The organism is Sphingomonas leidyi, assembly GCF_011761945.1.
Lineage (GTDB): Bacteria > Pseudomonadota > Alphaproteobacteria > Sphingomonadales > Sphingomonadaceae > Sphingomonas > Sphingomonas leidyi.
In genome coordinates, this window is record NZ_JAASQV010000007.1 from 137,881 (window position 1) to 149,088 (window position 11,208).

The following is an 11,208-nucleotide window of genomic DNA, read 5'->3' on the forward strand; positions in this document are numbered from 1 at the left end:
CCAAGGCCGATAGGCCCGCGCGCCACCGCATCCTTCTCCTTCGCGATGGGAGCCGTCGCATTCGCGACGAGCCCGGGCGACCGGGCCACCGGCCCCTCCCCGAATGCCGACCCGTCCTAGAGCTTGAGCACGGCCTCGACGGTGGCCTGGTAATTGGGGCCCACCTGCAGCACCGCATCGTCCGACAGCACGACCCGCAATGCCCCCTTGCCCGGACGCTCGACGCCCACCACCGCGCCGATCCGCACGATATGCGAGCGATGGATGCGCAGCATCAGCGCGGGATCGAGCCGCTGCTCGATATCGTTCATGCGCGCGCGCAATATGTGACTCTTGAGCGGCGTGTTGAGCAGCACATAGTCGCGCGCGGCTTCGATCCAGTCGATCATCGAGACCGGGACGAGCACCGCGCCCTGGCGGCCCGGCACCCATATGCCCTGGTCATAGGGCGATTCCACCGCCGGGGCAGGCGCGGCGCGTGCATCGTTGCGAAGCGCCGCCAGCGTTGCGCCGAGCTCGGCCACCTGCCCCTCGGCATCGCGCAGCGCGCGTCGGCGCCGCGCGCGCTCGACGCCGAGGCGCAGGCGATCGAACGCCACGGGCTTCAGCAAATAATCCGCCGCTTCCACTTCAAAGGCATCGGTGGCGAAGCGATCGAACGCCGTGACGAAGATGATCTCCGGCCGGTGTCCTTCGGGGCGCAGCGCGCGTGCGATCTCCATGCCGCTGCGGCCGGGCATCTGGATATCGAGGATGATCAGATCGGGTTCCAGCGCGCGGATCTTCTCCACGGCTTCCACGCCGTCGCTCGCGGTGCCGGCCACTTCGACATCCTCGATCGCGTTGAAGCCCACCTTCAGCCGGTCCAGCGCCAAAGGCTCGTCGTCGACCAACAGCACCCGCATCATTCCGCAGCCTCCGCTCTGTGCGCCCGGTGCAGCGGCAGCGTCATCAACGCCACGAAACCGCGCTCGCGCGCCGTGGCGACCAGGCCGCCCTCGATGCCGTAAAAGGCCTCGAGCCGCCGGCGCACATTGACCAGCCCCAGCCCGGTGCCGCCTCTGGGAGCGCCGCCAAACGCCTGCCCCCCATCATCCTCCACGCACAGGCGCAGCATGTCCTCTTCCGAAGCGGTGGCGCGCACAACGATCCGGACGGCGCGGCGCGAAGGCGCCACCGCATATTTCACGGCGTTCTCGATCAGCGGCTGGAGGATGAAGCTGGGCACCAGCGCGTCCAGCAGCTCGGCGGGGCAGACGAACTCGGCATCGAGCCGATCCCGGAAGCGTACCGCTTCGATGTCCAGATAGGATTGGAGCATCGCGAACTCCTCGTCGAGCGTGACTTCGCGTTGCGGATCGGCCTCGAGACTGGCGCGCAGGAAATCGGACAGCTTGCCGATCATCCCCTCGGCCTCGTCGTTGCGGCGCGTGACGATCAGCGACGAAACCGCATTCAAGGTGTTGAACAGGAAATGGGGATTGAGCTGGAAGCGCAAGGCGGCAAGCTGCGCTTCCTGTGCCGCATTCTGCGCCGCGGCCAGCTGACGCTCGCGTTCCTGCGCGACCATGCTGCTGAACACCAGCCCCAGCCCCGCGGCATACAGGCCATAGACCAGAACGAACGGCATCAGGCCGAAGACGAATTGCCGCCAGAGCGGCACGACCCTGAGCCCGATGGCGGCGCGCGCATCGTTGATGAAGATCGCGTCCAGCCAGCCATGCGCCAGGGCAAGCGCCAGGGTGAAGGTCGCGACGGCAAGGATCGGCGGCCGGGAATCCCAGCGCTCGACCCGCAGCAATACCGCAGCGATCGAACCGGAGAAGACGAGGCCTACGACGAAGGTCTTTGCAAGTAGCAATATCAGGCCGGGCGACATGGGATCGCCCATGGCCAGTCCCGGCATCGTCCACAGTACAATTGCCACGGACCAGAGGGCCAACGCCAGAAGCGTGGCCGCGCGTACTTCGCGCTTGCGCAGCAGACCCGTCATATCCTTCAGCCCCATCCGCGCTTCATATCACGATGCAGGAAGGCGGGCGTCCGGTTTTGTCGACGTCATGTCCTGATTGGTCGCAAAGCCTTCCCGCGTCCGGGTCCGCACTCGATGCCGGCAACGGCCGTGATCGAATATGGGCCCTAGCCAGCGCAGCGCGTCAGCTTCGTCGCTTCCTCGTTGTTGTTCATCGCCGCGCCCTGCTTGATCTCGTAGAGCTGCGGCCAGCGCTTGCCGGCGACGAAGATGCGCTTGGTCGCGCTATCATAGGCAATGCCGTTGGGCACATCGTCCACATCGCGGTTCCGGGGGCCGAGCGCGCTTATGTCGAGGAAGCTGTTCACATGGCCGCTGGCCGGATCGATGCGCGCGATCAGGTTGGTCTGCCAGATATTCGCCCAGATCTCGCCATCGACCCATTCGAGTTCGTTGAGCTTCTCGACGGGGCAGCCATTGGCAGTCACCTTCAGCGTCGATACCGGCTGCATCGTCTTGGGATCGAGGAAACGCAGCACCGGCGTGCCGTCCGACAGGATGATGTTCTTGCCGTTCTGCGTCATCCCCCAGCCCTCGCCAGTGTAGCTGAAGGTGTCGCCGAGCGAGAAGTCCTTGAGGTTATAGGTGAAGCCGGTCTTGTCCTGCCAGGTGACCTGGTAGAGCTTGTCGCCGAACGCGATGATGCCCTCGCCGAAATAGGGCGCGGGCAGTTCGACCTGCTGGAGCACCTTGCCGCTCGCGGGGTCGACCTTCCGGACATAGGAGCTGCCTATTTCGCCGGTACCTTCGTAGAGCGCGCCGTCGTGGAAGAAGAGCCCCTCGGTAAAGGCGGTCGGATCGTGCGGATGCGTCGCGGCGACCGTCACGGCATAGACCGGAATCCCGCTCGAGCGCAGGAGGAAGAACCAGGCGCCGGCCGCGATCACGGCCAGAGCGACGATTGCGAGGAGGATGCGCTTCATCGGACGGGAGAAAGCAGTGCGCGCGCGCGGCTGTCAACGACGAACCCGCCAATCGCGCGGATCCCGCCCGCCGCGTGCGATCGCAACCCTGTGCAGCCAGGTGGGAAGAGCCCCGCCGAATGCAGCCCATCAACCGCGCCATCAGCTATCCTTGCGCCGATCGAAACAGATCGGCGAGCCAATCGATGAAGACGCGGACGCGTGGCGACAGATGTCGACTTTGGGGATATAGGACAGACACTTCCATCGGCGGCGGCGAAAAGGCCTCCAACACCGGGACAAGTTGCCCTGCGGCGATCTGAGGCTCGACGCGATAGCGTGGAACCTGGATCAGTCCCAGGCCCGCAACCCCCGATGCGGTATAGATCTCGGCGCCTCGAACAACGACGTCATAGGGAAGCGGGACATCCCGCTGGGCCCCGTCCGCCGCGAATTCCAATGGGTAGGGCTGTCCCGTCGCCGACGCCGTATAGGCGACCATCCTGTGACCGGCGAGGTCATCTGGCGAGGCCGGCACCCCGAAGCGCTCAAGATAGGCCGGGCTTGCAAGGGTCACTTGTTCAAGCATGGCGACCCGTCGTCCAATCAGGGACGAGTCCGACAGGTTGCCTGCGCGTAGAACACAATCGACGCCCTCGGTGATCAGGTCGACCATGCGATCGGCTTCGCTCAGGTTCAACGAGATGCCCGGGTAGCGGGCGATGAATTCCGGAAGCGCCGGCAGGACGAAGAAGCGGGCAAGCGTGCCCTGCATGTCCACGCGCAGCGGGCCGCGCGGCTCGGCGTTGCGAAAGACGCTCTCGACTTCGTCGAGGTCGGCCAGGAGCCGGATACAGCGCTCGTAATAGAGTGTGCCGTCAAGCGTGGGCCTGACGGTTCGCGTGGTCCTCTCCAGAAGCCGCACCTCCAGATCCGCTTCGAGATGCTGGATGGCATGAGTCGCCGTCGGGCGTGGGGTTTTCAGGTCCCTTGCCGCTTGAGCAAAGCTTCCACGCTCCACGATCCTGACGAACAGGCGCATGGCACTGATGCGATCCATGCAATTTGGATAGCAGATTGTTATTCAGATCGAAACAGTGATGTTCGAATGCGCAATCTACTGTCAAAATACGAAACAGATATCTTCTTCCCCAGGCGCAAGGACGGGAGGAAGTCTCAATGTCGAGCGAATCAGACCCGGATAGCGCGGTCGCGGCCAATGGTGACGTGCGTCTTCTCATCCCGGCACTGGCGCCGCTCTACGAGCGCGCCCGGCCGCTGGCCTATGCCGCGCTTCGAGCCGCCTTTGGTCTGACCATCGTCACGCACGGCGTCCCGAAGCTTCTCGGGATGTCGCACGGTTCGATGGCCGACCCGATGGCGGGATCGATCAACCTCATGACGAATGTGCTGAACCTCCCGTTCGCGCCGCAGCTGGCCATGTTCGTCGCGCTGCTCGAAACGTTCGGCGGCCTTGCGGTGGCGGCGGGCCTGGGCACTCGGCTCTTCGCGCCGATGCTGGCCGTGCAGATGATCTTCATCAGCGTGGCGCTCGGGCCGACCTATCCCTGGATCGACCGTGGCATCGAATATCCGCTGATCCTGGGCTTCATCGCACTGCTGATCTCCCTCCACGGCGGCGGCGCCTGGTCGGTCGATCGACGCATCGGCCGCGAACTGTGATGCCCACAGGATCCTCAAGCGGTCGGCAACGAACGCGGTCGAACGGCCGAGACCCTTTCCCATTCCATCCCCCGGCAGACGGCAATTTCTCAGGAGGTCTTGAATGAATCAGGTACGTAGCAAAGTCGCGATCGTCACCGGCGCCTCGCGCGGCATCGGCGCCGCCATCGCGCGGAGACTCGCGAGCGACGGCTTCCGCGTCATCGTGAACTATGCCGGCAACGCCAACACCGCCGCCGAGCTGGTCGATCAGATCGAGGCGGCCGGTGGCCAGGCGATCTCCGCCCAAGCCGATGTCAGCGACCCGCTGGCGGTGAAGCGGATGTTCGACGCGGCCGAAGAGACTTATGGCGGCATCGACGTGCTGGTGAACAATGCCGGCATCATGAAGCTGGCGAGCCTCGCCGAAAGCGACGACGCGCTGTTCGACAGCCAGGTGGCGATCAACCTGAAGGGCAGCTTCAACACGTTGCGCGAAGCGGCGAAGCGGATGCGCGACGGCGGACGGATCATCAACCTGTCGTCCAGCGTCGTCGGCCTGCGCCCCCTCAACTATGCGGTCTATACCGCGACCAAGGCAGGCGTCGAGGCGATGACCCACATCCTCACCAAGGAGCTGCGCGGTCGCAACATCACGGTCAACGCCGTCGCTCCCGGGCCGACGGCCACGGCGCTGTTCCTCGACGGCAAGCGCCAGGAGGTCATCGACGAACTGACCAGGCTCGCACCGCTCGAGCGGCTCGGCCAGCCCGAGGATATCGCAAGCGCGATCGCCTTCCTTGCCGGCCCGGACGGTGCCTGGATCAACGGCCAGGTCCTGCGCGCCAATGGCGGGATCATTTAGCGATCCGTTTCGAGAGCCCCCAGCCCCCACGGGGTCTCCCGACTGGCCGGGCCGCCTGGCCCGCGCGGGTGAAGCGGCCCGGCCAAAACTCTTCCTCAATTTCAAGGAGTGGGTTCATGACCAAGATCATTCTCGTTACCGGTTCATCGAGCGGCTTCGGCCGGTTGACCGCCGAAGCCCTGGGCCGTGCCGGCCACACCATCTACGCCTCGATGCGCGACGTCGCCGGCCGCAATGCCAAGAACGCCGCCGAGCTGTCGGCCATTGCCGGCAGCGACATCCGCCCAATCGAGCTGGACGTGCAGTCCGAACCGTCGGTCAACACTGCAGTCGAGAAGATCATCGCCGAGAGCGGCCGGATCGACGTGATCGTCCACAATGCCGGCCATATGATGTTCGGCCCGGCCGAGGCCTTCACGCCGGAGCAGTTTGCCCAGCAATATGACGTCAACGTGCTCGGCACCCAGCGCGTCAACCGGGCGGCGCTGCCGCATATGCGCGCTCGCCGCGAAGGCCTGTTGGTCTGGGTGTCCAGCTCCAGCTCGGCCGGCGGCACGCCGCCTTATCTGTCGCCCTATTTCGCGGCCAAGGCGGCGATGGACTCGCTCGCGGTCCTCTATGCCCGTGAGCTTGCGCGCTGGGGCATCGAGACGACGATCGTCGTGCCCGGCGCCTTCACCAGGGGCACCAACCACTTCGCCCATTCCGGCCGTCCGGCGGATGAAGCGCGCGTCGGTGAATATGAGGCCGGTCCCTATGCCGGGTTCGGCGAAGAGGTTCAGAAGGCCTTCGCAGAGATCGTGCCCGACGACGCCGATCCTGCGCCGGTCGCCGACATGATCGTGGACGTGGTCAACACGCCGTTCGGCGAGCGCCCGTTCCGGATCCACTTCGACCCGACCGAGGACGGCGCCAACATCGGCTTCGCCGTCCTCGACCGCCTGCGCGCCGAGATGCTCCACCGCGTCGGCCTGTCCGACCTGTTGAAGCCGGCAAGGAAGGCCTGAGCGATCCGGTCGATCGCGGACGGCCGACCGTCCGCGATCGACGCGCCGCCGCCCCCTGCCCCACAAAGGAGAACGCTATGTCTGCACACGCACCTTCACGTCAGGCCTATGTGGCGACGACGCTCGTCGCCGCGGTAACCGCGGCGCTCGCGGCAGCCGGAAGCTTGGCGCTCTCGCTGCATATCTGGGCCATGTTCATCGGCTGGATCGCGTTCTTCACGCGCATCCAGAGCAACCGGACCGCCCTTGAAAACCTGGCCTGTGCCGGCCTCGGACTGCTCATCGGCGCACTCACGGCGCTTGCCATTCCGCACCTGGCCGGCCTTGTCGGGCGCGGTCTCGCGCTTCCGGCCGCCGTGTTCGTCGTCGGGCTGGTGGTCGTCGCGCTGCGAGGCCTGCCGGTGCTGAACAACCTGCTCGGATACTTCCTCGGCCTCGTCGCCTGGTTCGCGGCGCATCTCGAACCTTCGTTCGAGGCCCTGGCCCAATTGTTCGGCGCCAGCGCCATCGGCTCGCTTGCCGGCTGGGTCTCGCACCGCCTGCCGGCCCGCCTCCTGCAGCGGGCATGACCGGCATGGGCGGCGCCAGGCTTCCAGGCGAGCGGCGCTCAGGCGCCCGTCGCCTGCCGCCCACCGTCATCCTCGGCAGCCTGCCCCTCCTGGCTGCGGTCTGGGCGGCGCGGCATTCGACCTCACGATCTGGCAGCAGCCATCCCAGGGATCCTAGTGTGCGACCAGGAGCGGAAGGCATAACGCGTTGCCGGCAGTCGATCCGCATTGCCTGAACCAGACGTCGTCATAGGATCGCCTCCCCTGCAGAGGACATCATGGCGGACCTCGTACGTGCACGGGTGCTGCAGGCGGTTCCACAGCGAAATCAGATTCCCCGCGTTCTCGGGATCGGAATTTCAGTTCCGGCAGCTGGTCTGCTTGCGGATACGGCAGGCGGGTTGCAGGCCTTGGAATGGGCTGCTGTTGTCATGGCCTATTGTGCCGGGGATAGGTTGCGCGCTGCAGCTATCGGACCTGCAGCGCTATACTGACCGCAAACCGTCGAGCCGGCGACGGTCCGTGACCGGGCGTCGCCTGGGAAGAAACTCATGGGCCGAGCCTGGTGCTGCATCCGTCTACTTCCCATGGAAATCGCCGAAGCGCCGCGATGCCGCTTTCCACCCGCTAGCGGAAACCCGTGCGGCGGATAATCAATTCACGGTCAGAGTTCCGATATGCTCGCTCCACGCGTAACTTGGCGTGAACTTGGGCCCGTAAATGCCCAGGTTGATCCAGTATTTCCCGGGCTTGGCGGGTGTCCACTGGAAATCGATCCGACGGTCTTCTCCGGCCGCGAAGTCCTGGCCGCTCTTGATCTGCTTGTACACCGCCTTGTTCTCGGAATCCCAGATTTCCAGCTCAAGGACGGACTTCGGAGCGGCTTTCCCAGCGCGCAGCGTGAACCCGATCGTCACCGGCGATCCGCTTGCTACGCTGGAGGTCGGCAGGTTCACGCCGGTATTGAAAGTCGGCGCGACCAACGCGGGGACATAGAAGCCGGCAACCTTGAGCGCCAGAGATTCAACCGGCGCCTGGCCCGAATTGGTCAGGATTATGATCGTTAGCTTGTCGTCCTCGAAACGCTCCCAGGTCGAGCGGAAGCCCGGATATTGTCCGTCGTGATGGATTCGCGCGTGGCCGAGATAAGTCTCGACATACCAGCCCAGCCCGTATTGCCCGGTTCGGCCATTCGGAAGCATTGGCAGCGTGCGCGTCTGCTCCCAGAATACAGGCGACCGCGACCGCTGCTCATCTAGAAAGATATCCCACCGCGCCAAATCGCGCACGCTGGAGAGGAACGCGGCGCTGGGTCGCGACGCGATCCAGTTCTCGGCATTGACCAGTCGTCCATCTACTTGATCGTATCCGGCAGCCCGGTCCGGCACGATCGCGGCCGTCAATGGGCGGGTAACCTGCAACCCGGCAGGCTTGAACACGCGCGCCGCCACAAAGCCTTCCCACGGCGCTCCCGTAGCGTTCTCGATGATTTGAGCGAGGATGTAATACCCAACGTTGGAATAGAGGAATTTCTCTCCGGGTTGGAAGGAAAGCGGCAGCGTGTAGGCCGAGGCGATGACAGCCATCGGCTTCTGTTCCTGATAGGGACGATAGTCGTTCGGATCGCGCGGAATACCGGAGGTGTGCGTCAGCACCTGCCGGATCGTGATATCCTTCCAGCTGTCCGGCGTCCCCGTCAGGTGTTGGCTGATCCTGTCATCCAGGCCGATCTTTCTGTCAGCCGCGAGATCCAGAATGGCGGAAGCAATGAACGGTTTGCTCAGCGACGCGATCTTGTAGATCGAGTCGGGCGTGGCCGGAGTGCGGGTCTCTAGATTGGCCGATCCGTATCCCGCGATCTTTACAATCTTCCGGTCCCTGATGACGACGATGGATAGGCCTGGGATACCCATCTTCCGCATTTCGGACCGGATGTAGTCATCCACCGGCGCCGCGCGGGCTGGAAGCGTGGCAATGCCCAAAGCAAGGACTAGCGCCCAGACGGACTTGCGAATTGTTCTCCACGAACGGGGCATCCGGTTTCTCCCTTTTTGTGGCAAAGCTACGCCGTGCCGCAAAGCGCGGTCTCAACTGCCGGTCTTGAAAGAGCTAAAGAAGGTCGTGCGCGGCGTCCCTCGCCGACTTTTCCGAAGCCAATCGGGCGGACCTTTCCGCCGCTTTGATATTGAGCATTGCCTCCCGGTCGGCCGTTGACCGCGCGAACTTCGCATCGAGGGCAATCCGTCTCTGCACCGCCTTTTGCCTCAGCCAATCCTCACGCTCGATGCGCTCGGTCATCAGTCGTGCGTCCCTGTTCGCCCTGTCGCGATCAACGTCTTGCGGATTGGAGCCGGTCGCGGGAGGCGACTCGCCCAATGCCGCATCGACCGCGGCCGCCCCCGTTTCGACCGGGCGGATACCTTCTGGCAGGACGCGCCCGGCACGGAACGACACCGGCGGAGGCGCGGACGCGCTGCTCGACGGAGCGGGGAGCGCCGGCGGCAGATCGGATTGCGGAGCCGCCATTGCCGGCGATGCGGAACCTTGCGGGCGCACCGCCGACAGCGGGAATTCAACGACACCGGGACGGGCGAGGGCCAGCATCAAGGCGGCAGCAGAACCCAGGGCGGCGATTCCGGCGATGTCGAGCGCCGCTGCATCCGTGCGCGACTGGGTCGGCGACAGCAGGGTGGTTACGCGCACTTCCAGCCAGGACGGCGACGCCATCGCCAGCGCGGCGAACGGCGCCCGCCCCCGATATTCGGCCGTCAGCGCCAGCAGTTCGGCGGCATAGAGCGACGGTCTCATGCCCCCGGCCAGGACGCGATTGTCAGCGGCGATCTCCGCGGCGCGACACATCGCTCGTCTGGCCCACCACACGAACGGGTTCGGCCAGTAGACAGCGCAGGCGAGGAGCGCCAATCCGTTGCTCAGATTGTCGCGCCGGCCCACATGCGCCCATTCGTGGCCCAAGACCGCCTCCAGTCTTGCCTGCGGCCAGGAGGGGGCGTCCAGCGGCAGCAGGATTACCGGCTTCAACCAGCCGAAGGTCAGCGGGGCAGTGGGGGCAAGTCGCACCGCGCAGTCCAGGCCGGCCTCGAACGGCACACCGCTCCGGCGCAAGCGATGCAGCCAGTACAGACCCGCGGCCAATCGGAACAAATTCCAGCAAAGCCCCGCCGCCCAGACCGCGGCGAGCGCAATCACGATGTGAGAGTTGCTTAAGAGGGGTGCCGGTGCCGCATCCACCATCCCTATCGCGATCGGCTGCGAGTAGCCAATCGCCGCGTCCGGTTCGCGATGCAGCATGACTTGCGACGGCACCAGCAACGCCAGCAACGGCAGCAACAGCAACGCGCCGAATACCGCCAGCCAGATCAGGTGGCGCAGGGCGGCGCGCTCACGTTGCAGGAAGCATAACTGCCATGCGAGAAGCGGCAGGATCAGCGATGCTGCTAGCGCTTCCACCGCAAACAGCGAGGCGTTGAGAAGCGCGAGCGACATCACCGCCCATCCTTACGGGCTCGGGCGATCATCTCCGCCAGCCGATCCAGCTCCTCCGCCGGCACCTCCTCGCGGTCCAGCATCCCGGCGATCATCAGCTCGACCGAGTTGTCGTAGAAGGTCGACAATAAGGTTTCGACCGCGCGCGCGCCCATGTGCTCGCGCGCCACGGCAGGCTCGTATACATAGCGCGAGCCGTCGACGCGGTGGTGCACATGGCCCTTCCCTTCCAGAATGGTCAGGAGGGTGCGAACGGTGGTGTAGCTAGGCGGATCGGCGAGCTGTTCCTGGACCTGCGCGGCGGTCGCCTGACCGACCCGGTAGAGCACATTGATTATTTCGCGCTCACGGCGGCTCAAGCCGTCCATACCCCCTTTGCGCGCGACCCTGGATGCCCGATCTGACATGCTAAAAATTTAACACCGCTTCGTCGCGTGTCAACAGGGGTTGTTACGGCTACCTGCAAATCGCGGCTGTACCGATCGTGACAGCAAGGCAGGCGCTTGATCGATTGCGGGCGCGCTGCCTTGCTGGGGCGCGGAGGTTGGGCAAAGAAAAACCCCGCCAAGTCGTTGGACTTGCGGGGTTTGCGTTTTGTGTGTGGTTGCGGGAGTAGGATTTGAACCTACGACCTTCAGGTTATGAGCCTGACGAGCTACCGGGCTGCTCCATCCCGCGGCACCAAGGG

The 11,208-nt window shown here is 64.9% G+C and carries 11 protein-coding genes and 1 tRNA gene; 4 read left to right on the forward strand and 8 right to left on the reverse strand.

Annotated elements, in window-relative coordinates; translation table 11 throughout:
• Positions 1 to 116: 116 nt before the first annotated feature.
• The 4 genes from FHR20_RS22105 to FHR20_RS22120 form a co-directional block, all read right to left on the reverse strand.
• Positions 117 to 905: a LytR/AlgR family response regulator transcription factor gene (locus FHR20_RS22105; RefSeq protein ID WP_167301590.1), complete on the reverse strand. Its 789-nt coding sequence runs from the start codon at positions 903 to 905 to the stop codon at positions 117 to 119.
• Complete coding sequence (locus FHR20_RS22110) at positions 905 to 1,993, reverse strand: sensor histidine kinase (protein ID WP_167301591.1); 1,089 nt, start codon at positions 1,991 to 1,993, stop codon at positions 905 to 907. The genes FHR20_RS22105 and FHR20_RS22110 overlap by 1 nt, the downstream gene beginning before the upstream one ends.
• Positions 1,994 to 2,139: 146 nt before the next feature.
• Positions 2,140 to 2,955 carry a glutaminyl-peptide cyclotransferase gene (locus FHR20_RS22115; RefSeq protein WP_167301592.1) on the reverse strand — a complete coding sequence of 272 codons (816 nt, stop codon included), beginning with the start codon at positions 2,953 to 2,955 and terminating at the stop codon, positions 2,140 to 2,142.
• A gap of 145 nt (positions 2,956 to 3,100) precedes the next feature.
• On the reverse strand, positions 3,101 to 3,976 hold the full coding sequence (locus tag FHR20_RS22120; protein WP_243857719.1) for a LysR family transcriptional regulator: 876 nt from the start codon (positions 3,974 to 3,976) through the stop codon (positions 3,101 to 3,103).
• A gap of 137 nt (positions 3,977 to 4,113) precedes the next feature.
• Here FHR20_RS22120 and FHR20_RS22125 point away from each other — a divergent pair, with 137 nt between their 5' ends.
• From FHR20_RS22125 to FHR20_RS22140, 4 genes are all read left to right on the forward strand, one after another.
• Positions 4,114 to 4,617 carry a DoxX family protein gene (locus tag FHR20_RS22125; RefSeq protein ID WP_167301594.1) on the forward strand — a complete coding sequence of 168 codons (504 nt, stop codon included), beginning with the start codon at positions 4,114 to 4,116 and terminating at the stop codon, positions 4,615 to 4,617.
• A 103-nt stretch (positions 4,618 to 4,720) separates the two neighbouring features.
• Positions 4,721 to 5,461 (forward strand): SDR family oxidoreductase, encoded by a 741-nt coding sequence (locus FHR20_RS22130; protein WP_167301595.1) that lies wholly within the window; start codon positions 4,721 to 4,723, stop codon positions 5,459 to 5,461.
• A 116-nt stretch (positions 5,462 to 5,577) separates the two neighbouring features.
• On the forward strand, positions 5,578 to 6,468 hold the full coding sequence (locus tag FHR20_RS22135) for an SDR family oxidoreductase (protein ID WP_167301596.1): 891 nt from the start codon (positions 5,578 to 5,580) through the stop codon (positions 6,466 to 6,468).
• 77 nt (positions 6,469 to 6,545) lie between these two features.
• Positions 6,546 to 7,037 carry a DUF1097 domain-containing protein gene (locus tag FHR20_RS22140; RefSeq protein WP_167301597.1) on the forward strand — a complete coding sequence of 164 codons (492 nt, stop codon included), beginning with the start codon at positions 6,546 to 6,548 and terminating at the stop codon, positions 7,035 to 7,037.
• A gap of 632 nt (positions 7,038 to 7,669) precedes the next feature.
• Here the strand turns inward: FHR20_RS22140 and FHR20_RS22145 are convergent.
• The 4 genes from FHR20_RS22145 to FHR20_RS22160 all read right to left on the reverse strand — a co-directional run bounded on the left by FHR20_RS22145 (position 7,670) and on the right by FHR20_RS22160 (position 11,198).
• Positions 7,670 to 9,052, reverse strand: a complete 1,383-nt coding sequence (locus FHR20_RS22145) for a serine hydrolase (RefSeq protein WP_167301598.1) — start codon at positions 9,050 to 9,052, stop codon at positions 7,670 to 7,672.
• A gap of 73 nt (positions 9,053 to 9,125) precedes the next feature.
• Positions 9,126 to 10,520, reverse strand: a complete 1,395-nt coding sequence (locus FHR20_RS22150; protein WP_167301599.1) for a M56 family metallopeptidase — start codon at positions 10,518 to 10,520, stop codon at positions 9,126 to 9,128.
• Positions 10,520 to 10,888: a BlaI/MecI/CopY family transcriptional regulator gene (locus tag FHR20_RS22155; protein WP_167301600.1), complete on the reverse strand. Its 369-nt coding sequence runs from the start codon at positions 10,886 to 10,888 to the stop codon at positions 10,520 to 10,522. The genes FHR20_RS22150 and FHR20_RS22155 overlap by 1 nt, the downstream gene beginning before the upstream one ends.
• 233 nt (positions 10,889 to 11,121) lie before the next feature.
• Positions 11,122 to 11,198, reverse strand: a tRNA-Met gene (locus FHR20_RS22160).
• Positions 11,199 to 11,208 lie beyond the last annotated feature (10 nt).

Bases quoted from the DNA above. Each gene is read 5' to 3' on its own strand.
- FHR20_RS22105 (WP_167301590.1), bottom strand. From the start codon at position 905: ATGCGGGTGCTGTTGGTCGACGACGAGCCTTTGGCGCTGGACCGGCTG.
- FHR20_RS22110 (WP_167301591.1), bottom strand. From the start codon at position 1,993: ATGACGGGTCTGCTGCGCAAGCGCGAAGTACGCGCGGCCACGCTTCTG.
- FHR20_RS22115 (WP_167301592.1), bottom strand. From the start codon at position 2,955: ATGAAGCGCATCCTCCTCGCAATCGTCGCTCTGGCCGTGATCGCGGCC.
- FHR20_RS22120 (WP_243857719.1), bottom strand. From the start codon at position 3,976: ATGCGCCTGTTCGTCAGGATCGTGGAGCGTGGAAGCTTTGCTCAAGCG.
- FHR20_RS22125 (WP_167301594.1), top strand. From the start codon at position 4,114: ATGTCGAGCGAATCAGACCCGGATAGCGCGGTCGCGGCCAATGGTGAC.
- FHR20_RS22130 (WP_167301595.1), top strand. From the start codon at position 4,721: ATGAATCAGGTACGTAGCAAAGTCGCGATCGTCACCGGCGCCTCGCGC.
- FHR20_RS22135 (WP_167301596.1), top strand. From the start codon at position 5,578: ATGACCAAGATCATTCTCGTTACCGGTTCATCGAGCGGCTTCGGCCGG.
- FHR20_RS22140 (WP_167301597.1), top strand. From the start codon at position 6,546: ATGTCTGCACACGCACCTTCACGTCAGGCCTATGTGGCGACGACGCTC.
- FHR20_RS22145 (WP_167301598.1), bottom strand. From the start codon at position 9,052: ATGCCCCGTTCGTGGAGAACAATTCGCAAGTCCGTCTGGGCGCTAGTC.
- FHR20_RS22150 (WP_167301599.1), bottom strand. From the start codon at position 10,520: ATGTCGCTCGCGCTTCTCAACGCCTCGCTGTTTGCGGTGGAAGCGCTA.
- FHR20_RS22155 (WP_167301600.1), bottom strand. From the start codon at position 10,888: ATGGACGGCTTGAGCCGCCGTGAGCGCGAAATAATCAATGTGCTCTAC.